The sequence below is a fragment of the Psychrobacter sp. JB193 genome, from assembly GCF_002285555.1.
In the GTDB taxonomy this organism is placed as follows: Bacteria; Pseudomonadota; Gammaproteobacteria; order Pseudomonadales; family Moraxellaceae; genus Psychrobacter; species Psychrobacter alimentarius.
The window spans coordinates 304,259-331,078 of sequence record NZ_NRGY01000001.1; the positions used below are offsets into that span (position 1 = coordinate 304,259).

Sequence of the window (26,820 nt, forward strand, 5' to 3'; positions counted from 1 at the left end):
GATGAATAAGTATAAATTTAAAGCTTAGGCTATTCTGACGCACGCGGTGGCTCATTGGTATCGGTCAGGTTTGGATTCGCCTTTGTTAATTTATCATTATCACCATATATATCGTCATTATCACCAATGACAATGTGTTTATCGACCAAGTAGATTAAAATCAAGATTGGCAGACCAATGGCAAAAGTAAAAATAAAGAAAAATGGATAGCCCATGTTATCGACAATAGTGCCCGAATAACCGCCCAGAACTTTAGGTAGTAAGGTCATAAGCGATGAAAATATCGCATACTGTACTGCAGTAAAACGAATAGACGTCAGTGCCGACAAGAAAGCGATAAATACAGCACTGGCAAGACCTGCTGCCAAGTTATCAAAAATAACAGCCAAGTACATGACTGGCAAGCTACCTTGATGATAGGTCAATAACACAAACAATAAGTTGGTCACACAGGCCAAGATGGCACCAACCATCATAGCTTGCATCATACGTAGCCTTTGCGCCATTAAACCGCCTAAAAAGCCACCAGCAATCACCATGACCACACCCACAAGCTTCACGGCGTTGGCAATATCTGTCTTACTAAAACCCATATCGAGATAAAAAACGTTAGAGATCACGCCAGCGACGATATCAGAGATGCGGTATAAGCCAATTAGTGCCAGCAGTAATAATGCTTTTTTGCCATAACGACGAAAGAAATCTGCAATCGGCTCGACCCAAGTTGCTCGTGCGACCTCTTCTTTAACGAGCCCTACTTTGACTAAACCGTAACCAATGACCAATGCCGTCGTCAAACTCAACGCCAGATGCACAATCTCAATCAAAAATCCAATTAAGGCACTCTCAGTTTCAGGCAGTATGGCACCCATATTGGCAAATACTAGGACAAAACCAATGACCGATAAAGCAAATACGAGAACCAAACGCGTATAGTCTGATGTCTGGCGTGGCACACGCACCTGCTCACTCACTGGCTCACGGATGATCAGCGTGGTCACCACACCAACGCCCATCACTGCTGCCATGATCCAGTAAGTATTACGCCAAGCTTCATAACTATAGAGTGCTTCTGTAGAACCAAAATAGTCGGCTAAGTACAGGGCACCCGCTCCTGCGACAATCATTCCCAAGCGATAGCCAGCCGTATACATCGCTGATAGGACAGACTGTAGACTGGGAGGTGCAAGCTCAATACGGTAGGCATCAACCACAATGTCTTGCGTTGCAGAAGAAAACCCAAGCAATACAGCACCAACTGCCATCCAAATCAGGCTACTTTCATCGATTGGGTTGACGCTAGCCATCAAACAAATAGCCAGAATAATCAATAGCTGAGCAACTAATATCCAACTACGACGGCGACCCAAAAGTTTGGTCAATACAGGCAATGGCACAGCATCAACCAAAGGTGCCCAGATAAATTTAAACGAATACCCTAAGGCCGCCCAGCTAAACATCGTTACCACACTGCGATCGATACCTGCTTCTCGTAGCCACAATGAAAGACTCGAAAAAATAAGCAGAATAGGAATGCCAGCAACAAAGCCTAAAAACAACATGATAATAGCGCGCCGATCAAGATAGGCTTTCGCCGCCTCTCCCCATGATTTTTTGGCAACGGGCTGATTGGGTGGCGAAGATTTGACAGCAGACATAATGACTCACTAACACTTAAAACGAAGAAGACAACTGTGTACAATTTTTATCAATCATTATAAGTATTTACCATCAAAAAGGATCGATAAAAATTGTTCAACGTTGCACCAATACTCTTATCGCAACAAAATCCAGTTATGGTACTTGAGAACCTCTACCTTGACTAGATATTTTTACATTAACTTATGGCTCATAAAGAGTAAGATAAGGTAAGCACACTTTCTTATGATTGGTTATTTAAAACTTATAATCCATATATATTTGTTTTGTAAAACTATAATATTTAGCTATGATCTGTGTATAAATAATGCTGATTATAATTAATCATTGAACCTCTCTACCATCATAGTACAGGAGTTATGCCATGACCGACTCAACCTCTACCAACGCCAATAAGAATGAAGCATCAGATATGGAACGTTGTCCTGTAAACCATAATAGCAATCCAGCGGATGCTTCTACCAATACAACATATGATCAAGGCGACGATAAAGGCCCGACGATTCATAGTGAAAACGTCGATCAAACGCATACGCCGCAGCGTCCTAGTATGGGTGGCTGCCCTGTTATGCATCAAGCCCATACAACCACTGCGTCTGCTGCAACCGACTGGTGGCCAAATAGCTTAAACTTAGACATTCTGCACCAGCAAGACAAAAAAACCAATCCGATGGGTGATGATTTTGACTATGCTGAAGCATTTAAACAGCTGGACTTAGAAGCAGTCAAAACAGATTTAAAAAATTTGATGACTGAGTCGCAAGAATGGTGGCCAGCCGATTGGGGTCACTATGGTGGTCTTATGATTCGTATGGCATGGCATTCGGCCGGTACTTATCGCAGTGCTGACGGCCGCGGTGGCTCTAACACTGGTAATCAGCGTTTTGCGCCGTTGAATAGTTGGCCTGATAATGTCAACTTAGATAAGGCACGTCGTCTATTGTGGCCTATCAAGAAAAAATATGGGAATAAACTGTCTTGGGCAGATTTGATGATTCTAGCAGGCAATATGGCTTATGAATCAATGGGTTTCAAAACCCTTGGGTTCGCTGGCGGTCGTGCTGACATTTGGCATCCAGAAAAAGACATATATTGGGGTTCTGAGCGTGAATGGTTAGCGCCTACCGAAAACCGCTATGAGAGCAATAAAGATCGTGAATCGCTTGAGAATCCATTAGCAGCGGTACAAATGGGGTTAATCTATGTCAATCCTGAAGGGGTTGATGGTAATCCTGATCCACTAAAAACCGCTCAAGACATGCGCACCACTTTTGCCCGTATGTCAATGAACGATGAAGAAACGGTTGCACTGACTGCCGGTGGACATACCGTTGGTAAATGTCACGGTAATGGTGATGCCACCATATTAGAAGATGAGCCAGAGGCAGCAGATGTGCATGAGCAAGGTTTAGGCTGGCGTAATCCTAAAGGTCGTGGCAATGCTGGAGATACCGTTTCAAGTGGTATTGAAGGCGCATGGACCACCAACCCCACTCAATGGGATCACGGTTATTTTGAACTGCTATTGGGGCACAACTGGGCATTAGCCAAGAGTCCAGCAGGTGCTTGGCAGTGGGAGCCAACTGACATTCGCGAAGAAGATCGTCCATTGGACGCTCACGATCCAAGTGTACGCCGTAACCCTATCATGACCGATGCAGATATGGCATTAATCAAAGACCCTATCTACCGCAAAATTTCAGAGAAATTTCACCAAGAGCCAGATTACTTTGATGAAGTGTTTGCCAAAGCTTGGTTTAAATTGACCCACCGTGATCTGGGCCCTAAATCTCGTTACTTGGGTGCAGACGTACCAGGTGAGGATTTTATCTGGCAAGATCCTATTCCAACGGGCAACACTGACTTGACCGATGAAGACATTGCGACCTTAAAATCGCAGATATTAGACAGTGATTTGAGCCGTCGTGAATTGATTATCACTGCATGGGACAGCGCTCGTACTTTCCGTGCTTCAGACTATCGCGGCGGGGCAAATGGTGCACGTATTCGTTTGGCACCGCAAAAAGATTGGGTTGGCAATGAACCGCAGCAGTTGCAGCGTGTGCTTGAAACTTTGACAAGCATTCAGTCTGACTTTGGCAAAGATATCAGCTTAGCCGATCTTATCGTATTAGCAGGTAATACGGCCATTGAGCAAGCCGCTGACGAAGCTGGCGTAAGTATCACAGTACCATTCAAAGCAGGTCGCGGTGATGCTGATGAAGCAATGACCGATGCAGACGCTTTTGCTGATTTAGAACCTTTACACGATGGTTATCGCAATTGGGTCAAAGAAGACTACGCTGTCTCTCCTGAAGAGATGCTGCTTGATCGTAGTCAATTGATGGGGTTAACGGCTCCTGAGATGGTGGTACTTATCGGTGGTATGCGAGTTTTGGATACCAATCATGGTCAGAGTCAACACGGCGTCTTTACAGAGCGGGCTGGCGTGCTTACCAATGATTTCTTCGTTAATCTGACGGACATGAACCACACGTGGCATCCGACAAAGGCTAGCGACACTGCACATAATACTTCTAATATGTATGAGGTGCGTGAGCGAGCAACAGGGAAAACGAAATGGCAAGCAAGCCGCGTAGATCTTGTGTTTGGTTCAAATTCCATACTACGCGCTTATGCCGAGTTGTACGCGCAAGACGATAACTTAGAAAAATTCGTGCATGACTTTGTTCGCGCTTGGAGTAAGGTCATGAATGCAGATCGTTTTGATGTTGCATGAACGCTTTAAAACATGACTTTAAACTCTGTTAGTCATTTAAACAAACTAAAACAGCTACCCTTTGAAGGGTGGCTGTTTTTTCTTGTGGCTCCACAGATATGCTTTTAGTAGATACCATTTATTCAAAAACAAAAACTCCATATTCCAAAATATTATAAATTGATATCTATTTATTATATACAAGAATAATAACTTTGTTTTACACTACTCTATTATCCACATTTATACATTTTTACTTTATGTATACAAATAGGCTTTGTATATCTACCCAATAGGATTAGGTTATGGCAATTGATGTAGTAGTTAATCAGCGACATTTACAAATTCAGCTCAAGCAGCTGGAGACAGTGTGGCATACCGTGATTAATGGCTATAACTTAAGTCAAGCAGCAATGGTATTGCATACCAGTCAATCAAGTTTATCAAAACACATTGCCGCGCTTGAGAATCAACTCAAAACGGAAGTATTTGTTCGTCAAGGCAAACGGCTAACAGGTCTTACGACCATGGGTACTGCTCTCATGCCACATATTGAATCTATTTTTGCCGAAATTCGTACCATTGAAAATCTGAGTCTCGATTTTAATAATCCAAATATCGGCACACTTACCATTGCTACGACTCATACCCAAGCGCGTTATGTTTTACCGCAAGTAGTAAAAGAGTTCAAAGCGCGTTTCCCTAAGGTCAATTTGATTCTACAGCAGGCCGATCCTGAGACCATCGCGCAGATGGTTATTCGTGGTCAGGCTGATATTGGTATTGCAACTGAGTCTTTACTTCACAACAATTATCTCAGATGCTATCGCTACTATGACTGGACGCATCGCGTTATTGTGCCAAGCGATCATGAGCTTGCCAATCAGGAATTTGTTGATTTGCCAACTCTTGCCAGCTATCCAATCGTTACCTACCATGGTGGCTTTACAGGTCGCGGTGCAATTGACAAAACGTTTGCAGCAGCTGGTTTAGAGCCTGATATCGTATTGGCAGCGCTAGATGCCGACGTGATCAGTACTTATGTTGGTCTAGGTTTAGGCATCGGCATCATTGCTGAGATGGCCTTTGAGCCAAGCCACTATAGCAACTTAACGGCGATTCCAGTCGACCATTTTGGACGTTTTACCAGCTGGATGGCAGTACGTGATGATGCTGAAATTCGTCAGTATGGACGTGCTTTTATGGAGCTTTGTCAAAAACAATTTAACAATTAAACCACAGTAGCTAGCCTTATTGATAATGATTCAAACTTACACCTCCTTTACCGAGCTTGTGTATAAATGATAAAATGGAGTCTGAAACGTGATTCAACGTTTCTTTTCCTTATTTATTATTTATGCATGTATTGATGGGCGCCTCATTTTTGCTGGGTGTCGATCAGTGCATGTCCATTTGCTTCTATGTAAACAGGTTATACCGCTCATGGAAAAATTCGTAGCGATCATTATGGCGGTTTTTGCCGTCCCTTTGCTTGTCGGCGGTGCTTACTTGCTCTCTCTAGGAGGTAGTCCGTACTACCTTTTCGCTGGCATTGCCATGCTAACGACAGCATTTTTATTGTTTAAAAAACACTGGAGCGCTTACGGGGTTTACGCGATATTTATCGTTGTAACACTAGTATGGGCGCTTTGGGAATCTGGATTTTATTGGTGGGCACTAGCAACTCGCTTGGGCTTCCCACTTATCTTTGGCGTGTTGATGCTATTACCATGGGTCTTCAAAAAGATGCATGGTGTACCTACTCAAGTAGCGACAGATGCCAATAGCCCAATAACTTCCAACACCGTTAAAAAGAATCCGCTTTATTATTGGGGATTGCTAGCGAGTGTGGTTGTGGGTGCACTACTCTCTTTTGGCAGTTTAGCAAACAACGCTACTGACAAATTGGGCGAACTTGATTTGACTGCCTCTGATAAAGATGATACTTCTGCCAATCTTGGTGACCCATTATCAAATGGTCAGCAGACACCAGAGGGTGAATGGAGTGCGTATGGTGGTACAGATTATGGCCAGCGCTACTCTCCTTTGACTCAAATCAACACTGAAAATGTCAAAAACTTAGAGGTTGCTTGGCAAATCCAAACTGGGGATGTAAAAGGTCCTAATGATGTTGGTGAGACCACTTACGAGGCCACCCCTCTTAAAATTGGTAACGCCCTATATCTCTGTACACCACATAATTGGGCGTTAGCCTTGGATGCTGACTCTGGTGAGACTTTATGGAAGTTTGATCCTAAAGTGGGAGAAAACTTACAACGTCAACATCAAAGCTGTCGCGGTGTGTCTTACTATGCAGGTCAAGCTGGTATAGCCAGTACGACTCCAGCGGTCACTACTCAGGCAAGCGATGATAGTGCTAATAATGTAGCTGTTGCCAATAAAGCAACTACGACCAGCAATGTGGTGGCACAAAAAGTGGCTGGAAATACCTTTGAAAACGCGTCTAAACAATGTGATGCCAAGATATTTATTCCAACTTCTGATGCCAAACTATATGCACTTGATCCAAATACTGGACAACGTTGTCAGAATTTTGGTGAAGATGGTGCGTTAGATTTAATGCACAACATGCCATTTACACAAGCAGGTTACTACTATTCTACGTCGCCTCCAATCGTGGTAGGCAACACGATTGTTGTGGCAGGCGCCGTCAATGATAACTACGACGTTAATTCACCTTCTGGTGTGATTCGCGCGTATGACGTCAATACTGGCGAGCTATTGTGGAACTGGGATTCAGGTGATCCTGATAACACAGCACCTTTCGATGTCAACGACCCAACTCAGACGTATAAAACCAGTTCACCAAACTCATGGTCAACGGCCAGTGCGGATGAAAAACTTGGTTTGGTCTATTTCCCTATGGGCAATCGTGTACCAGATCAATTGGGCAGCTATCGAAATGCAGCTGAAGAGAAATATGCAACATCTGTTGTTGCTTTAGATATCAAAACAGGTGAAGCACGCTGGGTTCAACAATTTGTCCACCATGATCTTTGGGATATGGACACGCCCGCCCAACCAAGCTTGATTGACTTGAAGACCGACAGCGGCGTTCAACCTGCCCTTGTTGTTCCTACCAAGCAAGGCGATGTGTATGTATTGAATCGTGAAACAGGCGAGCCAATCGTACCAATCAAAGAACGTGATGCACCGCAAGGTTACTTGGTTGCAGGCGAACATGCTGCTCCAACGCAACCATACTCTGGTTTGAGCTTTGAACCTGAAAAACTGACTGAAAAAGACATGTGGGGTGCAAGCCTTATCGATCAAATGATGTGCCGTATTGAGTTTAATCAACTTAATTATGATGGTCGCTACACACCACCATCAACCAATGGTACTTTAGTCTATCCTGGTAACTTCGGTACCTTTAACTGGGGTAGCCTTGCTGTCGATCCTGAAAATGGTGTCATGTTTGGCATGCCAACTTACTTGGCATTTACCTCAAAGCTGATTCCTAAAGACACACTTGGGGATGTTGAAACCAATAAAGGTGAGCAAGGTGTCAATGCCAACGCAGGGGCAGATTATGCGGTAGAAATGGGACCGTTTTTATCACCGCTCGGCGTACCTTGTCAGCAGCCACCATGGGGCACGGTCGCTGCGGCTGATTTAGCAACAGGTGAGATTGCCTATCAACGTAAAAATGGTACAGTCCAAGACTTATCTCCTATTCCGTTGAAGTTTGAGCTGGGTGTACCTGGTATTGGCGGACCTATCATCACCAAAGGTGGCGTCGCCTTCTTGTCAGCAGCAACGGAAAACAACTTCCGCGCTTATGATCTAAAAAATGGCGATGTACTATGGAATGTTCGTATTCCAGCAGGTGGTCAAGCCACGCCAATGACTTACTTGAACTCTAAAGGTGAGCAGATGGTAGTATTGGTAGCTGGTGGACATGGTTCAGTAGGTACGAAGATTGGCGATTATGTCGTCGCTTATAAGCTTGGTGGTCAAGCTAAATAATTGGTCTAAGTGATCGACTTAAACAGCCATTCAGCTAAATAACGTCATTTTGAGAAAGCAGGTAACTTAGGTTGCCTGCTTTTTTTATGGAAATACTTTAATCAATCTAAGAATCGTTCAACCATTAAAATACTCAAAAAGCGCACCTAAAGATAATTCACGGTCGTTTGTTATGATTTATTACCACTCAGTAACATGGCTTGAAATCGATACCGATGATAAGCATATCAAGAGAAAATAATTAATAACTTTATTGGACACTTTATGAGTAACACAATCCCCCTATCTTTTTTAGACCTAGCACCTGTGCCTCAGGGCAAAACCATCGCTGAAGGTATTGCTCAAACCGTTGAAACAGCACAACAAGCAGAAAAATCTGGCCTAAACCGTTATTGGATGGCAGAACATCACAATATGCCTGGTATTGCTAGTGCCGCAACTGCAGTCTTATTATCGCATATAGGTAGCCAAACCAAGCGCATTCGTATTGGTGCAGGTGGCGTCATGCTCCCAAATCATGCGCCACTTGTTATCGCTGAGCAATTTGGAACATTACAAGCCTTATATGGCGATCGTGTTGATTTGGGACTTGGCCGCGCCCCTGGTACTGATGGCGCAACATTTCAGGCGCTTCGTCGCCAAATGAAGGATGCAGAGCGTTTCCCGCAAGATGTGCAAGAACTGATGTACTTTTTGGGTAATGATACGGACGGAAGTCCTGTACAAGCATTCCCTGGTGCGAAATCAAACGTTCCTATTTGGATTTTAGGTTCCTCACTTTTTGGAGCAACTTTAGCTGCACACTTTGGACTACCCTATGTGTTTGCTTCGCATTTTGCCCCACAAATGCTGTCACAAGCCATTGCAGCTTATCGTGAACAGTTCAAACCATCTGCCTATCTAGATAAGCCTTACGTCATGCTGGCGGCAAACTTACTGCTTGCTGATGATGATGCCACGGCAAATTATCACTTTACCTCAGCGCAGCAAAGTTTTGTACGACTGCGCCGCGGTGAAACGGGTCAAATGCCAAAACCAACACATGATATGGATAGTATCTGGAGTCAAGCAGAAAAAATGATGGTGGACAATGCATTGTCAGTCTCATTTGTTGGTTCTGTTGAGACAGTTAAACCCAAACTTGCTGCATTTATAGCCACACATCAACCAGATGAGTTGATTGTTACAGCTAATGTTTATGATCAAGCTGCGCGTTTGCGTTCACTTGAACTTACATCTGAGCTAAACTTGTTTACTTTACAAGCATGATTAGCAATTGCATAATTATTGATAAACTATAACGAGAAAAAGGTCATGGAAACCTCAAGCTTCATTGGTTCATCAATATTTTTGTACATTGTCGCGTTTATTATCGTCATGGCTGTTTTTGCATACCTTACGTATCGTACTAGCCCTAAACGCAAACAACGCCGAGAAGACAGACGCAATCAAGACAATCTGAAGTAGTCAATTTAAACAACGAAGAGCCCTTTTATCCAATTGGAAAAGGGCTTTTTATTTGTCTTACTTCTTATTATAGAGTACAGGATACTACATAAGACCCAAAGCACGTAAGATTGCTGCGCCAAACGCCATTCCGAACATGCCTACTACCGTGGTAAAAGCTAAGATATTTGCCGCAAGCACATCGTTGCCACCCATGGCTTTTGCCATTACATAACTGGCGGCGGCGGCTGGCGAGGCTACCATCAAAAACAGCACACCCATGTGTACACCTGATAAACCAAACGCCAATCCAATAGCAATGGCCACCAATGGCGCAACAATGATACGCCCGATACTGGCTTGCATGGACAACCCTGACAGACGCAGCATGGATTTCAAATCAATACTAGCGCCCGCACAAATCAGTGCTAATGGCAGGGCGACCGCTGCCAGCAAATCACCTGTGACATGAATAACGCCTGTGATTGGTGGTAGTCCAAGCGCCTTGTAGGCAAACGCCGCCAACAATGCCAAGATAAGAGGATTGGTACTCAGTTTTTTGAATACCATGATGATGCGACTGCTCCACGTATCGCCTACTTTTTTAGACACACGGCTCAGAGTAATCACGGCCAAAATATTAAACAATATGGTGACTACGCCCATATAAACCGCGCCAATACTTAAACCTGCATCTCCGTAAGCATTATAAACAGTGGCCAAACCTATAATGGCCATGTTGCTACGAAAAATACCTTGTACGAACACTCCTTGATCAGCAGGTTTGCTAATAAAGTATTTAGCATAAATTTCTGCACCAATAAATAGAGTAAAGGTGACAAGGATACCAACACCTATCAGCGTGATTTGCTTAGCATAATCAACGTTACTGTCGGCCACGCTGAAAAATAGCAGACAAGGCAAGCAATAATTGAAGACAAAATTTGATGACTGGTCAATAAAACTCTGACTGGCTTGACCGCGTCGTTGCATAAAAAAACCCAACCCCATCAAAGCAAGGTTGGGTAGTACAATGGTAATCGCAAAAATAATGGCTTCAATCATAGGTAAACTCGAATCAACAGCACTCTCACAGCCATATGTTAAAAGCAGTGACAATCTGTCTATTGTAGGTCAATGTAAACAATCGGAAATGGATTAATTTTTTTATTTTGAGGTATATCTATGGCGCTTTGTTATTTATGATCAGGTTTTTTTACCCATTTATCATCAGCGTTTTTTTCATAAACGTTTTCAACAGCAGCCCATGCCGTGGCAAACCAACGCGACTCTTCATCATACTGTTTACTTGCGCTATTAAAGGCCGCTTGAAAAATCTCTTGAGCATGTTTGGGTAAGTTATCTTTTACCGCAGGTGGCAGGTCTGATAATTTATCATAAGGCATAAAGACATTCCTTTTTAGTAAAAAATTCAGTAACAAACTAGCATCATTAACAAGAGTTTTCCATTCTACCTATTATTTACAATCAAAACAGCATAAAGCCGTTTTAAGTTGTTTTGACATTGTTAAAGAATTGGTCATAAAAAAAGCTTATAACGAAATGACGTCATAAGCTTTTATTAATTTTCTTAGCTTTCTAGTTTTGAACTTACTACGACAAATTTAATGCCATGGCTGCTTTTTTCTGTTTTTTAACTGTCATTGCCAATAGCTGTACAGCAGCAGGCGTCACTCCACTAACACGTCCTGCCTGAGCAAGCGTAGCAGGTCGTACTTTGCTTAGCTTCTGTACAATCTCATTAGAAAGACCTGATACTATCGTGTAGTCGAAATCTACTGGCAACGCTGTATTTTCCAAACGCTTCATTTGATCAATCTCTTCTTGTTGACGATCAATATAACCTGCGTATTTGACAGAGATCTCTATTTGCTCACCTACCTGCGCATCTACTTTTGAATCAGTGATGGCAGCAATATCAGCAAAATGAATCTGCGGACGTTTTAACAAATCATAAGCGGTCGCTTCTTTCGACAACACTTCACCTGTTTGTGCACTCACTTGCTGACCCAATGTATTGGTCGGCGTTGCCCACATGTCTTTTAAGCGTGCAGACTCTGCCGCGATGGCTTCCATTTTCTCTTGATAGGCTTGCCAGCGTACATCGTCAACCAAACCAAGCTTGCGACCCGTCTTTGTCAAGCGCTGATCGGCATTGTCTTCGCGCAGCAACAAGCGATACTCTGCACGACTAGTAAACATACGGTATGGCTCGTTGGTGCCATGAGTGATCAAATCATCGACAAGAACGCCAAGGTAGGCTTCATCACGGCGCGGAGTCCAAGTATCAAACTCGCTGTTATTGGTCGTAACCAATGCCGCGTTGGTTCCTGCAAGCAAACCTTGCACGCCCGCCTCTTCGTACCCAGTCGTACCATTGATTTGACCTGCAAAATACAAACGATCGATAGACTTGGTTTCAAGCGTTGGCTTTAAGCTCTGAGGATCAAAGTAATCATATTCAATGGCATAACCTGGACGAGTAATATGCGCATTCTCTAACCCTTTCATACTATGAATGAAGTCTAACTGCACATCAAACGGCAAACTGGTCGAAATACCATTCGGATACAGCTCATGCGTGGTCAAGCCTTCTGGCTCGATAAAGATTTGATGGCTGTCTTTGTCGGCAAAACGATGAATCTTATCTTCAATAGAAGGACAATATCGTGGACCAACACCTTCAATCTTGCCAGAAAACATTGGTGAACGATCAAGATTCTCACGGATAATATCGTGGGTACGCGCATTGGTATGCGTGATGTAGCAGTTAACCTGCTCAGGATGCATCGACACATCACCCATATAACTCATGACTGGCAGTGGTGTATCGCCCGGTTGTACGGTCATCACACTAAAATCAACGCTGCGCGCATCGATACGAGCTGGTGTACCGGTTTTTAGGCGTCCAACTGGCAGCTTTAGCTCACGCAGACGGTCAGCCAGCTTAATAGAAGGCTGATCCCCTGCGCGTCCACCGTTTGAGTTCTCAAGGCCAATATGAATAACCCCGCCTAAGAAAGTACCTGAGGTTAGTACCACTGTTTCCGTCTTAAAGATAATTCCAGTCGAAGTCACCACTGCCGTGGCACGACCATTCTCTACCAAAATATCATCCGCCGCTTGCTGAAATATATCCAGATTGGGCTGATTCTCAAGCGTATGACGAATTGCGGCTTTATAAAGAATACGATCTGCTTGAGCACGCGTGGCTCTTACAGCAGCCCCTTTGCGACTGTTCAATACGCGAAACTGAATGCCTGCTTTGTCTGTTGCGAGCGCCATTGCCCCGCCGAGCGCATCAATTTCGCGTACCAGATGCGATTTACCAATACCACCAATCGCTGGGTTACAGCTCATCTGCCCAAGCGTTTCGATATTATGCGTTAACAGCAAGGTCTGCGCGCCCATACGTGCGGCTGCCAGGGCTGCTTCTGTGCCAGCATGACCACCACCGATCACTACCACGTCGTAATTTTTTGGATATTGCATGCATGCCTCGCTTGAATAACGATATGTTTATAGGCACGTTATGAATCATAATAAACGCGCCGTAGGATCAATAATCGTCAATCGTATTTTAATAACGGATGATATAAGTTGTTAAAACTTAAATAGATAACCAACAATTATAACAATTTTTTGTCACTTAAAAAACGCTAGAACCAAAACTGTTAAAATTAATGTTAAAAATGAGATGAATCACTCATATTCATTTTTCAAATTTAGTTTGAATGATTACCAGAGCTTAGCGGTACTATCTGATCCGATTGACCACTGCTCAGCATATGATGACTACCATAACCTTCTGGATTGATTTGCAAATACGCATTCATTAAGCCGATGGCCTCACCATCATTCGTGGCTAAGATTTGCTCTTTGATAATATCGACAGGAGGCAATGGCAAATTCTTGAGAAGCGCTAAAAGCTGCTGATTGTCGCCTTTATTAACCACCAATTCGATAAGCTGACGCGCATCAATCGGTAAATCTGGTGTGCTTTGAGCCAATAATGCCAAATGATAAGCACCAGCAGGATCTTGGTCCGCAACAATACGCTGCTCAATAGCAATATACGTCGCCTCTGTTGCACCGCCTGCCACACTTAACTGATGGATACACTTAAGGGCTGAGTTGGCTTCATTATCTGCAATCTCAATAATTCTTAAAGATTCATTTTTTAGACGCTCGCGACGCTTTTCAATGAGTGCTTGCTCGTCAGCTTCTTTTTGTACTTGTTGTTGATCATATGCTTGGGTATTCATAAGACTCTCTTGTTGATAATGGTACTTATTCTTCGTTTTGTTTATATTGAAGACTATATGGGGTCAAAACCTACAAAATCAATAAAAGGCGCAAACCATAAAAAACCCAAATAGTCTTATGACTATTTGGGTTCATAGTACTTTAATAGCAAAACTGATTTATGTATTACTGAATTTTTAAAACATCACCACAATGTTATAAATAGTAATGCCATAAGTCGTTTTTAATATTAAGCAGCAGGGCTATTGGCTTCAACCAGTGGCTTTAGCTCGCCTGATTGATACATCTGCAAGATAATATCAGATCCACCCATCAACTCACCATCAATCCATAACTGTGGAAACGTTGGCCAGTTAGCGATTTTTGGTAATGTCGCACGGATTTCTGGGTTTTCTAAAATATTGACAAAGGCAAATGGACGACCAATCTGCGTCAATACTTCAATAGAACGGGCAGAAAAACCACACTGTGGAAATTGCGGTGTGCCTTTCATATAAAGAATGACTTTGTTGTCACGAATTTGATCACGAATCAATTGTTCGACATCATTTGCAGCAGTATTTGGGGTTTGATCACTCATAAAAACTCCTATTGATAAGGCGGTATATTAAAAAGGCAATACGTTAAAATAGTAATATTGCAAAGGTATTGAATGACAATATGGCTGATACATGGGGCGACTATCACTATATTACAAGCATAATTGATAGATTGGTTTGATGATCAGCGAGTGCACATCGATTATAGGTCGACTTTATTAGGAACCAATAATACCACGGCATTGGCCATGATACCTTCTTGTCGTCCAGTAAAACCGAGTTTTTCAGTGGTGGTAGCTTTGACACTGATATTACCGACCGCTGTTTGCAAGTCACTTGCGATATTATCGCGCATGGCTTGATTGTGAGGTGCCAGTTTTGGACGCTCGCACATGACGGTGATATCAGCATTGCCTAAGACATACCCAGCCTCTTGCACTTTGCTATACACATAGCGTAAAAGCACACGCGAATCCAAACCAGCGTGTGCAGCATCCGTATCTGGAAAGTGCTGACCAATATCACCAAGCGCCAGTGCACCTAGTAACGCATCTGCCAGTGCATGTAGTACTACATCCCCATCAGAGTGTGCCAGTAAGCTATGCGTGTGTTCGATCGGTACGCCTGCTAGCATGACATATTGCTGCTGCTGACCATTATTATGAAACGCATGTACATCGATGCCTTGACCAATTTTTATCATTATTATTTCAACTCAATCAAAAAGGGTTAATTGGGCGTGATTCAAACAATTCAAAACCACTATCTGAATTTCTAAAGAGATTTTACTCACCGTAAGATGCCATAGGTCGCCACCAGTTTCAATTAACTGGTATAATGTGACGCTTATTTTATCATAATACCCAATTCAAAAGAAAAACTGGCACCGTTAAAATGCCAATGCTATCAATCAGAGCATTTGTCATGAGTACCATTACGATTTTGAATCCAGTATAAATAGTTGAGCCGTTTTATGTCAGCCATCACATCACACTCAGATTCTTTTTCTGCCCATCGTCCTTTAACGCTTGCTGATATCGACAGTCCTAGCACCAAACATGTCATCGTTGGTATGTCAGGTGGCGTCGACTCTTCTGTCTCGGCCGTCTTGCTTCAGCAGGCAGGCTTTAAGGTGGAAGGCTTGTTTATGAAAAACTGGGAAGAAGATGACGGTACCGAATACTGTACTGCGATGGACGATCTAGCAGATGCGCAAGCTGTCTGTGACAAAATTGGCATCAAATTGCACACGGCCAATTTTGCCATGGAATACTGGGATCGTGTTTTTGAGCACTTCTTGGCAGAATATAAAGCAGGGCGCACGCCGAACCCTGATATTTTATGCAACAAAGAAATTAAATTTAAAGCATTTTTAGACTACGCGTTGACACTTGGTGCCGATTATATTGCGACCGGTCATTATACTCGTCGTAGCATAAACTACACCAATACTGATGGTGAGACGGTCGCGCAGCTGTTACGCGGACTGGATAATAACAAAGATCAAAGCTACTTTTTGCACGCGGTGGGCGGTGATAAAATTGCCAAAACGCTTTTCCCAGTTGGTGAGCTTGAAAAGCCTGTCGTGCGTCAAATTGCTGAAGAACATGATCTGATCACGGCGAAAAAGAAAGACTCTACGGGCATTTGCTTTATCGGTGAGCGCCGTTTCAAAGACTTTTTACAGCAGTACTTGCCTGCGCAAAAAGGCGACATCATGACGGATGACCATAAAAACATCGGTACTCACGATGGACTTATGTACTATACGCTGGGGCAACGCGGTGGCATCGGCATTGGCGGTGTCAAAGATCGTCCTGAGGAGCCATGGTTTGTATTGGCAAAAGACTTAGACAAAAACCGATTAATTGTCGGTCAAGGGCATGAGCACCCGATGCTCATGAGCAATGAGCTAACCGCTTATAAGCTCGATTGGATTGATGGTTTGCCGCCTACTGATGTCTTTAGCGACACAGGTCTACGCTGTATGGCAAAATCGCGCTATCGTCAGCCGGATCAAGCGTGCCACGTGTTTGCTACAAAAGCCGACGGTAGTGAAGTCCGCGTGGTATTTGATGAGCCACAACGTGCAGTGACGCCCGGCCAATCTGCTGTATTTTATATAGAGGAGGTCTGTTTGGGCGGCGGTGTCATCGCTTCTATCGATGCGCCTTGTGGGTTTTAATTTTTTATTTATATTTTGATGTTGTTGTTCCTTTTAATCACGTTCACTATTTATAACCATTTGAGGTATCGTTATGACTCCACTTACCGCACTCTCCCCCATTGACGGTCGTTATGCGTCCAAAGCTGACAGCTTGCGCCCATATTTGTCTGAATTTGGTTTGATTAAAGCCCGAGTTACGGTTGAAATTCGCTGGTTGCAATCATTGGCAGACAATGAGGCGATTGGTGAATTGGCTGCGTTTGACGCAGATACCAATGCGTTTTTGAATAGCATCGTGGATGATTTTAGCGAAGCGGATGCACAAGCGATTAAAGACATCGAAGCGACGACCAATCATGATGTTAAAGCGGTCGAATACTTCATCAAAGACAAATTCCGTGGTCAAGACGCGCTTATTGATTCATTAGAATTCATTCATTTTGCGTGTACCAGTGAAGATATCAACAACTTGTCATACGCGCTGATGCTCAAAGACAGCCGCGACATCGTAGTCGCAAAAATGCAGCAAGTCACCGATAGTATCGTAGACTTGGCGATTGCTCACGCTAATCAGCCTATGTTGTCACGCACACATGGTCAAACCGCAAGCCCAACCACACTTGGTAAAGAGATGGCAAACGTGGCTTATCGCCTAGCTCGCCAAATCAAGCAAATCGGTCAAGTAGAGTTACTGGGTAAAATTAATGGCGCAGTCGGTAACTATAATGCGCATTTTTCAGCCTACCCTGATGTTGATTGGCAGACTCATGCCGCACAATTTATCGATGAACGTCTAGAATTGACTTTCAATCCTTATACTACGCAGATTGAGCCACATGATTACATCGCCGAATTGTTTGACGCAGTAAAACGCTTCAATACGATATTGATCGATTTTAACCGTGATGTTTGGCAATATATTAGCTTAGGCTATTTCAAACAGCGCCTAAAAGACGGTGAAGTTGGTTCTTCTACCATGCCACATAAAGTCAATCCGATTGATTTTGAAAACTCAGAAGGTAACTTGGGCGTTGCCAATGCGATGCTGGCACACTTGGGTGAAAAACTGCCAATCTCACGTATGCAGCGTGATCTATCGGATTCAACCGTACTGCGTAATATCGGTGTTGGTCTGGCACAAAGCATGATTGCGTTTGATGCCTGCCTAAAAGGCGTTGGCAAGCTTGAATTAAACGCACAGCGTCTGAATGAAGACCTCAATCAAGCACAAGAAGTATTGGCTGAGCCTATTCAAACGGTCATGCGTCGCTACCGTGTCGAAAATCCTTACGAAAAACTAAAAGCCTTGACGCGCGGTAATGCCATGACGCGTGAAGCCATGCTGACGTTCGTTGAAAGTGATGAGTTATCTGCAGTGAGCGACGCTGACAAAGCACGCCTTCGTGAATTGACACCAGCTACTTACACTGGTAATGCCGCAGAACAAGCTCGCACTATCAAAGACTGGATCGCTAAAATCTAAGAGCGAATTATTGAGCAAATATTTGCCATGAGCAAGCGCTTAAATTCTGTTACTGTCAGTACTATCACGGTATTCATCGTTATGGTACTGGCAAGTATTGAGCCTCTAGAGTGGTCAAGTTATCTACTCCATCAACTCGGCACACTGCTTTTTTTGGCAGTGGTGCTTGGTGCTTACTGCTATAGGAAGATTGGCTCACGCTCTTATATGTTTGCTTCGTTGTTTCTGATCATTCATATTATAGGTGCACGTTACTTATACTCATACGTGCCATATGACGATTGGACACAGCGATTATTCGGTATAAATATAAACCAAATATTTGGTTGGCAGCGCAATATGTACGACAGGCTTGTGCATTTCAGTTATGGACTTTTGCTGCTTAGTGCTATGGTTGAAAGCTCAAAATCTGTCTTTGGTATTCAGTCAACGAAGCTATTAATTGCTATCGCACTCATGATCAATATGTCATCAAGCCTACTCTACGAGCTACTCGAATGGGGAATTGCCTCAACCTTATCGCCAGAAGCGGCTGAAGCTTATAATGGTCAGCAAGGTGATATTTGGGATGCCCACAAAGACATGGCTTTGGCATTACTCGGTGGGCTGATTGCGGCAGGGGTTATTTTATTTAAAACTCGCACCCATCAAGTGGCTGCCCCAAAATAGATCAGTTGTCTTTTTTATCGTCATCGCTATCACCCGGTATGATGGCTTTACCAACAGCAACAGTGCCTTTGACCACACCTTTGGTGGTCTTGTAAGCGATTTTAGCCGGTACAGTGACGATCTTATGTACGCAAGCTTGCAATAAAAATACGCTTGTGAGGATGACGATCAAATGCATTTTTTTCATAACGTTCCTACGATTCAGTGGTAGCTCTGATGAGTGCCATCAGATAGAGGATCATCATAAACTATTAAAACCCTCCTATAAAGCACTGCTCATTATTAATCTCACCCTCATTTAAAATACGGATTTATCCATGACTTCTATACCCCTTTGTTTGCCAGAATCCATTACGCCTGAGCAGTTTTTAGCCGAGTACTGGCAAAAAAAGCCGCTACTAATCAAACAAGGCTTACCCCAGCTTATTGATATGTTTGAACCAGAAGACATGTTGGGTCTTGCCATAGAAGAAGAAGCCTCAGCGCGCTTACTGACACAAGCCAATACTAAAAAAGAAGGTCAAGCGCAGTGGCAACTAAAAAAAAGCCCTCTGACTGAATTGGATTTTGACAATCTACCGAAGCAGTGGACGGTACTGGTACAAAACCTTGAACAGTGGTCGCCTGAGCTTGGTCAGTTATGGCAAGCATTTGACTTCATCCCGCAATGGCAACGCGATGACATCATGGTTTCTTATGCACCCAAGGGTGGCTCAGTGGGCAAACATTATGACGATTATGATGTTTTTCTGGCACAAGGTTACGGACATCGCCGTTGGCAATTGGGCAAATTCTGCGACCAAAACACAGAATTCGTCGCCGATGAACCAATCAGACTTTTTGATGATATGGGTGAGATTATTTTCGATGAGATATTAGAAGCAGGTGACGTGCTTTATGTACCACCGAAATTATCACATTTTGGGGTTGCTCAAGATGACTGTTTGACGTTTTCTTTTGGCTGTCGTCGTCCAAATCTGATGCAGATCATTGATAGTATGGCTGATATCGCTACCAACGACAGCGATTTGTTTGTACCTATGCTACTTCCGCAGGCTATGCAAGCCTCAGGTGCGTTACAAACCCAAAGTATTGAGGCGATCAAAAATCAATTGTTACAATTGCTCCAATCTGAGCGCGGTGATCACATTATCCGCCAAGCCGTGTCGGAAGTGGTGAGCAAACGTCAATACGATGCGCTCATGCCAGAAGAAACATTAGACACTGATGAATTGATGCAAGCCTTGTTAGAAGGCGGGACACTACAAGCAGATTATAGCAATCGTCTGCTTTATACTCAGGACAGTAATAACACAGTACTGTATGCCAATGGCCAACGTATTGATGGTCTTGATGAGGCGACAAAGGCTGTTCTTATCCGTTTAGCTAATGGTGAATCTTTACAGCATAGTGATGTGACGGGCGTTGACCCAGACGATCTCAGTGAATGGTTGGAAAACGGCTGGGTTTGGATTGATTTTGCTGAGTAATTTTTAACCTGACAGCTCTGTTTGAATGTCTTACAGAAACATAAAAAAAACCGATGCCTGAATACTGATCAGACATCGGTTTTTATTTGCTAAATTTTAATATGATGGTAATGACGCTTAATCTTCGATAAAAGCTAAACGCCACTTCACCTTTAATTAAAATCCCTATTCTGTACCAAGCTCAAGTAAGCTGGCGTTACCACCAATGGCAGTCGTATTGATCGTCTTGACTCGTTCTGTAACGAAGCGGTGCAGATAATCAGGCGTTAGCATTTCTGATAACCCTTCCATATCGCTGACCGCAATCACTTGTGTCAAGATACCATCGGTTTTGGCTAGTTCTTGGCTGATGGTTTGTATCTCACTACCATTACCAGACACCGCAACTTGTGCCAGACGGTCAATATGTAAAAGCGTGATCGTTTGCGAGTCGTTTGCAACGCTCAATACATCATCACTGATACCCGTTTCATAGAGTATTTTTGCCGCTTCATTACACATCTCATCTTGGCTTGGACAATGCAAAATAACTTCATTACCTGTTAATAATGCCGCAATGAGCTGTCCCAATACCGCCATGGCTCTAGCAGATTCACTGCCAACAACCATGGTTTTGCCACGAGCAGTCACATATAGGTCATTGGACTCACCAGTAGCCCCAACCATACGATGCACTTCATCCAAACTCGGCGCAGCTTCTAACAAGTGATTGAATAAGCGTTTTGCTTTATTGGCATCACCCGTCAGCAATGCCAGTTTTGGCACAGCCGATTGTAGATAGGTGGCGCGATTTACTGCGCCAAGTAGTCGCCAGGATTCACAAACCTGGGCATGATTTTTTTTGAATTCAGTTGCCATGTTGCTACTCCTTATACGAGTTCTGTTTGAGTGGTTGAGTTTATACTGTTTGTAGCTGCTGTTTGTTTAGTCACTTGAGGGTTCACTGATGATTCTGTACTTAGTGTCATCAGACGTGCCACGTAATGCGGACCACCAGCTTTAGGGCCTGTACCTGATAGACCACAACCACCGAATGGCTGTACATTCACTACGGCACCAATTTGATTACGGTTAATATAGGTATTACCGACAAAAGCACGGCGCTCGATATGTTCAGCGTTGTTTTCGATACGACTGTGAATACCTAAAGTCAAACCAAATCCTGTGGCGTTAATGGCATCGATCAGTAGATCTAAGTCACGTGCTTGATAGCGTAGTACATGTAATATCGGCCCGAAGTGTTCGCCACCAATCACATCAATACTTTTCACTTCAATCGCTGTTGGCAATACAAAAGTAGATTGTTCTTGACTGACGACTGAACTGGTACTCATCGGTGTTTGAGCCAAAATACGCGCTGTTGGTTCAGCATTCATACGCTCAATGTGTGCTTCTAAACCTTGCTTAGCATCCGCATCAATCACTGGACCTACGTCAGTCGATGCATATAGCGGATTACCCACTGACAGCTCTGCCATATTACCTTGTAATAGCTCAATCAAGTCATCAGCCATTTCTTCTTGTACGCATAAGATGCGACAAGCTGAACAACGTTGACCTGCTGAACCAAAGGCAGACAATACTGCATCTCTAACCACTTGCTCTGGTAGCGCTGTCGAATCAACGATCATGGCGTTTTGGCCACCAGTCTCAGCGATAAACACAGGCAGCTCACCACTGGCTTGGGCATGATCATTTAGACTTTGATTGATGCGTTGCGCCGTTTGGGTTGAGCCTGTGAAGATAACGCCAGCAATATTATCAGCAGCAGTCAATGCACCACCAACGTCGCCTGCCCCGATGACCAATTGTAAAGCTTCTACAGGTATACCCGCTTTATACATCAGTTGTGCGCCGAAATGAGCGATCAAGCTGGTCTGTTCGGCAGGTTTTGCCACAACCGTGTTGCCTGCTGCTAGAGCGGCCACGATCTGACCCGTATAAATGGCCAATGGGAAGTTCCAAGGACTGATACAAACGAAAGTACCACGTGCTTTATAGATTTGACGTGACTGTTGTCCATTTAAATCTGTGAACTCATATGCTGTTGCATCTAAACGCTCGGCTTCATCAGCATAAAAACGGCAGAAATCAACCGCTTCTTTAATCTCATCAATACTGTCTTGCATGGTTTTGCCAGCTTCAACTTGACAAAGCGCCATCAATTCAGCGTAGTTTTCTTCATAAAGATCAGCTGTTTTGCGTAATATGGCAGCACGTTCAACAGCTGGCACATTTTTCCAAACATTTTGTCCAGCGACTGCGACATCAATGGCATGACGAGCAAGTTCTGCATTGGCGTAGGTTACTTCCCCTGCGCTCACTTCATGATTCCAAGGAGCACGCACGGTCTGCACACTTAGCTTCTGGCTTGTACCATCCACTTCATATTCGTTAATGGCTTTACCGTTAACGATAGATGTTGCTGACCAAGTTTTATGCAAGTGGCTATCGATAGCAGATTTAAATGGTAGCCATTGTGACTCTACAAATATGTTAGGGCCAAAACTTGCACGGCGTGAGCCATATATTTCTGATGGCAATGGGATATCTGGATTGTGCAATGTCGCATTGGCAAGCAGCTTGTCATAAGGATGCACAGTAAGCTTATCAATAGGATAAGACTTGTCTAATAACTGATGCACAAACGAGCTGTTCGCGCCATTTTCAAGCAAGCGACGTACTAGGTATGGTAGCAAGTCCTTGTGTGCACCAACTGGGGCATAGATACGGACAGGGATTTGATAAGCTTGTAAAATATGATCGTACAGCGCATCACCCATACCGTGTAGACGTTGGAACTCAAACTCTTTGTGCTGACTCATGGTCATAATTGACGCAAGCGTATGCGCATTATGAGTCGCAAACTGTGGCCAGATAAGACCACGCAGATGATCTGACAATAAGAAGCGGGCGCAAGCAAGATAAGCCGTATCTGTGCCTTCTTTACGTGTCCAAACAGGATAGCCTGATAGCCCTTTTTGCTGAGCCAGTTTGATCTCAGTATCCCAATAAGCACCTTTGACCAGACGTACTGGAATGCGGTCGCCCACTTCTGATGACAAACGAGCCAGCCATACTAAGACAGAAATAGCACGCTTAGAATATCCTTGAACAACAATACCTAAACCATCCCAGCCAGCGGTTAAGTTGTCACGGTATAAAGACTCAAATAACTTTAATGAAATTTCAAGACGGTCCGCTTCTTCAGCATCAATACTAAGATCGACGTTGACTTCACGCGCAGCTTCAATAAGTAGCAAGCAACGTTGACGCAATAAGCCCATGACTTGCGCTTCTTGCGTGGCTTCATAACGAGGATGCAGTGCTGATAATTTGATAGACACTGATGGCTTTGGCATGCCTTCTTTGACTTTGACATTAGCCGTAGCTCTGATTGCATGCAGATAGTCATTAAAATACTTTTCAGCATCTCTATGGGTGATCGCTGCTTCACCTAACATATCAAACGAATAGGTATACCCTCTATTGCGATATGGCTGACTGTTTTTATTAGCGCTTTCGATTGTCTCGCCCAATACAAACTGATGTCCCATAATACGCATGGCTTTTTGCATCGCACTACGAATGACTGGTTCACCCATTTTTTTGGTCATACGATCCAAAAATCCTGAGGCTGTGGTATTGCTATCAATACTGACGACACGGCCTGTCATCATCATGCCCCATGAAGAAGCATTGACCATAAAACCATTGTCATTTTTGATGTGTTTTTTCCAGTCAGCCACACTCATTTTGTCATGAATAAGTGCATCTGCCGTGTAATTGTCTGGTACTCGAATCAAAGCTTCTGCCAAGCTCATAAGCAAGATACCTTCTTGCGTATCAAGACTGTACTCGAGCAATAACGAGTCAACCATTTTGACCGCTTTGCCATCATTACGTACGTGCTCAACCAGCTGACGCGTTTGCTCAGCCGCCGCATTACGTTCTTCATCACTGGGTTTAGCCAGTGGCAGTAATTTAGACAACCAGCTGGTTTCATCCACACTATATAATGGCGAAATACGCGTATATAGCTCTTTTGATGAGTGAGTAATATATTCTGGCGATAGTAAATCGACAGGATTGAATAAAATTGGTTCTTGCGGGGTAAACTGATCTACTGGGTTCATAACAACTCCATAACTATCGTTTAAAAACCATAATAAATGATGCTTTAGGAGGTCTGATTATGACGCCTAAGTGCCTACGCCCACTGTTGCTTTAAACAGTGGTTAGTAATGATACTCACAGCGGTAATCAAAAGACCAAACGGCGCCATTACAAAACGGGAAAATCCAGCATCGGCTGGAAATGGTTAAGTAGGTCGTTCGAGTGTTAAACGGGCTACATTAACAATACAAAGGCAACAAACAGTTAAGCGACATTAGTGCCTTCTTCTTGTTAGTAGTGAAAGGAGTGTGATGAGCAGATGGTTTTATCGCTAGATCAAAATAAGGATAATCAATTATCACTTTGACTAGGTCTAAATCTGTCATCTTATTTGACGCTAATTCACTGTAAGAAAAACCTCTACGGCGTTGATTGAGGTGATGCGCTTAACTTGGGCATATTAGCATGAAAAAAATTTTCAAACTAACACTATTTACTATTTTTCTAAATTCATATTATGCTGAAAAACAACCAGTTATCAGCACCTTAGTCAGCATGACGCTCTGGTTATATTTTTTTATTTACTATTAACATTTAATTTCTTTAAATCAAATACTTGCGATTATAAGGTAACACTGGATTATCTTTTACGCAAAGAAAAATCCCCTTCATTCATTCAGAATAAAGGGGACTCAAAATAGTCATACAAGGTAAGAAATTAACTATCAGATGCCTATAGCAATACTAGCTTAGCAAGTAAGATAACGGTTAGTACCCAAACAGGAATGGTAATCTCAGAGAATTTACCTGTCATCAGCTTGACCGCGGTAAAGGTAATGAAGCCAAGCGCAATACCATCTGCAATAGAATACGTGAGCGGTGTTAATAACAGTACGACCGCTACCGGAGCAGCTTCTGTTAAGTCTTCCCAGTTGATGTCCTTTAACGTAAATAGCATTAATACTGACACATAGAAAATCGCGCCAGCCGTCGCATAAGCAGGGATCATGCCTGCCAATGGTGCGAAGAAAATACTCAGCACAAACAATACGCCAACCGTTACTGCCATTAGACCAGTACGTCCACCAGACGCCACACCAGAAGCACTTTCGATATAACTGGTCGTCGATGAGGTACCAAGCATAGCGCCTGCCACAGTCGCCGTTGAATCTGCCAATAAAGCTTTGTCCATGTTAGGGATATTACCATCTTTATCAATCAAACCTGCTTTACTGGCGATACCTACTAGGCTGCCTGTTGTATCAAACAAATCAACGAATAAAAAAGCAAAAATAACACTGATCATCCCAACGTCAAACGCGCCTGCAATATCAAGCTCTAACAGAGTCGGCGTAATGGATGGCGGAGCAGATATAATGCCAGCGAAATGCGTATGACCTGTCAGCAAGCTAATCAGGGTAACAATCAAAATACCGATAGTGACCGCACCTGGGACCTTTTTATAGACCAAGCCAATAATGATAAAGAACCCCAACGCTGCCATCATTGGCGCAAATGAGGTCATATCACCAAGCATTACTAATGTGGCATCACGGCCAACAATAATGCCTGAGCTTTGAAGTGCAATAAATGCTAAGAAAGCACCAATACCTGCCACAATGCCCTGCTTAAGACTGGTTGGAATGGCATTAATGATCCATTCACGAATTTTAAATAAGCTTAAAATAATAAACAAACAACCCGATAGGAAAACAGCGCCTAGTGCCGTTTGCCACGCATACCCCATACCCAGTACGACACCATAGGTAAAAAAAGCATTCAAACCCATACCTGGTGCCAATGCCACAGGCAATCGGGCATAAATCCCCATGATAAAACAGCCTATTGCTGCGGCCAGGCAGGTGGCCACAAACACCGCCCCTTTGTCCATACCAGCCTCAGCCAATACGTTAGGGTTCACAAAGATGATATATGCCATGGTCAAAAAAGTAGTTATACCAGCAAGAATTTCCGTTTTGACCGTGGTGTTTTCACCGTTAATCCCAAAATAGCGTTCAATTGCATTCATAAGTGTCGCGCCCAGCTTGCTAGTGAAAGAACAAATTTATTGGTGCCAAAAATAAATATGACGTCAACAAAAAATTGCGACGTCATAATCAAAAGGCAGCGGTAACAAAGTGCAACATTTTAGAGAAATTGCGGTACAAATTCAATCATTACCCGTGTCTTATGGGTACAAATCTGATTTTCTGACGTCCTAGTGAGCAATGACTGAACAAGGTTTCAATATTACA

Annotated in this window: 19 protein-coding genes; 8 read left to right on the top strand and 11 right to left on the bottom strand. The window is 43.4% G+C overall.

Going from position 1 to position 26,820, the window contains the following annotated elements; genetic code table 11:
- Positions 1-29 precede the first annotated feature (29 nt).
- On the bottom strand, positions 30-1,658 hold the full coding sequence (locus CIK80_RS01245) for an MFS transporter (RefSeq protein ID WP_062844384.1): 1,629 nt from the start codon (positions 1,656-1,658) through the stop codon (positions 30-32).
- Positions 1,659-2,209: 551 nt separating this feature from the next.
- Here CIK80_RS01245 and katG point away from each other — a divergent pair.
- From katG to CIK80_RS01265, 4 genes are all read left to right on the top strand, one after another.
- A complete protein-coding gene (gene katG / locus CIK80_RS01250) occupies positions 2,210-4,399 on the top strand; it encodes a catalase/peroxidase HPI (RefSeq protein WP_095569492.1) in 2,190 nt (729 codons plus the stop codon).
- A 284-nt stretch (positions 4,400-4,683) separates the two neighbouring features.
- Entirely contained in the window at positions 4,684-5,613 is a 930-nt protein-coding gene (locus CIK80_RS01255; protein ID WP_062844383.1) for a LysR substrate-binding domain-containing protein, read from the top strand.
- Positions 5,614-5,821: 208 nt separating this feature from the next.
- Positions 5,822-8,368, top strand: a complete 2,547-nt coding sequence (locus CIK80_RS01260) for a membrane-bound PQQ-dependent dehydrogenase, glucose/quinate/shikimate family (protein WP_095568553.1) — start codon at positions 5,822-5,824, stop codon at positions 8,366-8,368.
- Between the two features lie 264 nt (positions 8,369-8,632).
- On the top strand, positions 8,633-9,637 hold the full coding sequence (locus CIK80_RS01265; RefSeq protein WP_062844381.1) for an LLM class flavin-dependent oxidoreductase: 1,005 nt from the start codon (positions 8,633-8,635) through the stop codon (positions 9,635-9,637).
- Between the two features lie 282 nt (positions 9,638-9,919).
- On the opposite strand, the gene CIK80_RS01270 is transcribed toward CIK80_RS01265, so the two are convergent.
- The 6 genes from CIK80_RS01270 to ispF all read right to left on the bottom strand — a co-directional run bounded on the left by CIK80_RS01270 (position 9,920) and on the right by ispF (position 15,343).
- Positions 9,920-10,879, bottom strand: coding sequence for an AEC family transporter (locus CIK80_RS01270; protein ID WP_062844380.1), 960 nt, complete (start codon positions 10,877-10,879; stop codon positions 9,920-9,922).
- Positions 10,880-11,010: 131 nt separating this feature from the next.
- Positions 11,011-11,220, bottom strand: coding sequence for a ChaB family protein (locus CIK80_RS01275; RefSeq protein ID WP_062844379.1), 210 nt, complete (start codon positions 11,218-11,220; stop codon positions 11,011-11,013).
- A gap of 208 nt (positions 11,221-11,428) precedes the next feature.
- Positions 11,429-13,327: a tRNA uridine-5-carboxymethylaminomethyl(34) synthesis enzyme MnmG gene (mnmG, locus tag CIK80_RS01280; protein ID WP_095568554.1), complete on the bottom strand. Its 1,899-nt coding sequence runs from the start codon at positions 13,325-13,327 to the stop codon at positions 11,429-11,431.
- 233 nt (positions 13,328-13,560) lie between these two features.
- Complete coding sequence (locus tag CIK80_RS01285; RefSeq protein WP_062844377.1) at positions 13,561-14,100, bottom strand: hypothetical protein; 540 nt, start codon at positions 14,098-14,100, stop codon at positions 13,561-13,563.
- A gap of 230 nt (positions 14,101-14,330) precedes the next feature.
- Positions 14,331-14,681, bottom strand: a complete 351-nt coding sequence (gene grxD, locus CIK80_RS01290) for a Grx4 family monothiol glutaredoxin (protein WP_062844376.1) — start codon at positions 14,679-14,681, stop codon at positions 14,331-14,333.
- A 161-nt stretch (positions 14,682-14,842) separates the two neighbouring features.
- On the bottom strand, positions 14,843-15,343 hold the full coding sequence (ispF, locus tag CIK80_RS01295) for a 2-C-methyl-D-erythritol 2,4-cyclodiphosphate synthase (protein ID WP_095568555.1): 501 nt from the start codon (positions 15,341-15,343) through the stop codon (positions 14,843-14,845).
- A 270-nt stretch (positions 15,344-15,613) separates the two neighbouring features.
- Between ispF and mnmA the strand changes: the two genes are divergently transcribed.
- The 3 genes from mnmA (at position 15,614) to CIK80_RS01310 (ending at position 18,959) form a co-directional block, all read left to right on the top strand.
- A complete protein-coding gene (mnmA, locus tag CIK80_RS01300) occupies positions 15,614-16,825 on the top strand; it encodes a tRNA 2-thiouridine(34) synthase MnmA (protein ID WP_095568556.1) in 1,212 nt (403 codons plus the stop codon).
- A 73-nt stretch (positions 16,826-16,898) separates the two neighbouring features.
- Complete coding sequence (gene purB, locus CIK80_RS01305; protein ID WP_095568557.1) at positions 16,899-18,290, top strand: adenylosuccinate lyase; 1,392 nt, start codon at positions 16,899-16,901, stop codon at positions 18,288-18,290.
- 27 nt (positions 18,291-18,317) lie between these two features.
- Positions 18,318-18,959 carry a DUF2238 domain-containing protein gene (locus CIK80_RS01310; protein WP_095568558.1) on the top strand — a complete coding sequence of 214 codons (642 nt, stop codon included), beginning with the start codon at positions 18,318-18,320 and terminating at the stop codon, positions 18,957-18,959.
- Between the two features lies 1 nt (position 18,960).
- Here the strand turns inward: CIK80_RS01310 and CIK80_RS01315 are convergent, their stop codons facing one another.
- Complete coding sequence (locus CIK80_RS01315) at positions 18,961-19,146, bottom strand: NF038104 family lipoprotein (protein ID WP_062844371.1); 186 nt, start codon at positions 19,144-19,146, stop codon at positions 18,961-18,963.
- Positions 19,147-19,276: 130 nt separating this feature from the next.
- Between CIK80_RS01315 and CIK80_RS01320 the strand changes: the two genes are divergently transcribed.
- Entirely contained in the window at positions 19,277-20,449 is a 1,173-nt protein-coding gene (locus tag CIK80_RS01320; RefSeq protein WP_095568559.1) for a cupin domain-containing protein, read from the top strand.
- A 165-nt stretch (positions 20,450-20,614) separates the two neighbouring features.
- Here the strand turns inward: CIK80_RS01320 and CIK80_RS01325 are convergent, their stop codons facing one another.
- From CIK80_RS01325 to CIK80_RS01335, 3 genes are all read right to left on the bottom strand, one after another.
- Positions 20,615-21,307, bottom strand: a complete 693-nt coding sequence (locus CIK80_RS01325; RefSeq protein WP_095568560.1) for a 1-pyrroline-5-carboxylate dehydrogenase — start codon at positions 21,305-21,307, stop codon at positions 20,615-20,617.
- An 11-nt stretch (positions 21,308-21,318) separates the two neighbouring features.
- On the bottom strand, positions 21,319-24,585 hold the full coding sequence (gene putA / locus CIK80_RS01330; protein WP_095568561.1) for a bifunctional proline dehydrogenase/L-glutamate gamma-semialdehyde dehydrogenase PutA: 3,267 nt from the start codon (positions 24,583-24,585) through the stop codon (positions 21,319-21,321).
- A gap of 713 nt (positions 24,586-25,298) precedes the next feature.
- Positions 25,299-26,594 carry an NCS2 family permease gene (locus CIK80_RS01335; RefSeq protein ID WP_095568562.1) on the bottom strand — a complete coding sequence of 432 codons (1,296 nt, stop codon included), beginning with the start codon at positions 26,592-26,594 and terminating at the stop codon, positions 25,299-25,301.
- Positions 26,595-26,820 lie beyond the last annotated feature (226 nt).

Bases quoted from the DNA above. Each gene is read 5' to 3' on its own strand.
- mnmG (WP_095568554.1), bottom strand. From the start codon at position 13,327: ATGCAATATCCAAAAAATTACGACGTGGTAGTGATCGGTGGTGGTCAT.
- CIK80_RS01320 (WP_095568559.1), top strand. From the start codon at position 19,277: ATGACTTCTATACCCCTTTGTTTGCCAGAATCCATTACGCCTGAGCAG.
- CIK80_RS01255 (WP_062844383.1), top strand. From the start codon at position 4,684: ATGGCAATTGATGTAGTAGTTAATCAGCGACATTTACAAATTCAGCTC.
- mnmA (WP_095568556.1), top strand. From the start codon at position 15,614: ATGTCAGCCATCACATCACACTCAGATTCTTTTTCTGCCCATCGTCCT.
- CIK80_RS01265 (WP_062844381.1), top strand. From the start codon at position 8,633: ATGAGTAACACAATCCCCCTATCTTTTTTAGACCTAGCACCTGTGCCT.
- CIK80_RS01325 (WP_095568560.1), bottom strand. From the start codon at position 21,307: ATGGCAACTGAATTCAAAAAAAATCATGCCCAGGTTTGTGAATCCTGG.
- ispF (WP_095568555.1), bottom strand. From the start codon at position 15,343: ATGATAAAAATTGGTCAAGGCATCGATGTACATGCGTTTCATAATAAT.
- CIK80_RS01315 (WP_062844371.1), bottom strand. From the start codon at position 19,146: ATGAAAAAAATGCATTTGATCGTCATCCTCACAAGCGTATTTTTATTG.
- CIK80_RS01310 (WP_095568558.1), top strand. From the start codon at position 18,318: ATGAGCAAGCGCTTAAATTCTGTTACTGTCAGTACTATCACGGTATTC.
- purB (WP_095568557.1), top strand. From the start codon at position 16,899: ATGACTCCACTTACCGCACTCTCCCCCATTGACGGTCGTTATGCGTCC.
- CIK80_RS01335 (WP_095568562.1), bottom strand. From the start codon at position 26,594: ATGAATGCAATTGAACGCTATTTTGGGATTAACGGTGAAAACACCACG.
- CIK80_RS01275 (WP_062844379.1), bottom strand. From the start codon at position 11,220: ATGCCTTATGATAAATTATCAGACCTGCCACCTGCGGTAAAAGATAAC.
- putA (WP_095568561.1), bottom strand. From the start codon at position 24,585: ATGAACCCAGTAGATCAGTTTACCCCGCAAGAACCAATTTTATTCAAT.
- katG (WP_095569492.1), top strand. From the start codon at position 2,210: ATGGGTGGCTGCCCTGTTATGCATCAAGCCCATACAACCACTGCGTCT.
- CIK80_RS01285 (WP_062844377.1), bottom strand. From the start codon at position 14,100: ATGAATACCCAAGCATATGATCAACAACAAGTACAAAAAGAAGCTGAC.
- CIK80_RS01260 (WP_095568553.1), top strand. From the start codon at position 5,822: ATGGAAAAATTCGTAGCGATCATTATGGCGGTTTTTGCCGTCCCTTTG.
- CIK80_RS01270 (WP_062844380.1), bottom strand. From the start codon at position 10,879: ATGATTGAAGCCATTATTTTTGCGATTACCATTGTACTACCCAACCTT.
- grxD (WP_062844376.1), bottom strand. From the start codon at position 14,681: ATGAGTGATCAAACCCCAAATACTGCTGCAAATGATGTCGAACAATTG.
- CIK80_RS01245 (WP_062844384.1), bottom strand. From the start codon at position 1,658: ATGTCTGCTGTCAAATCTTCGCCACCCAATCAGCCCGTTGCCAAAAAA.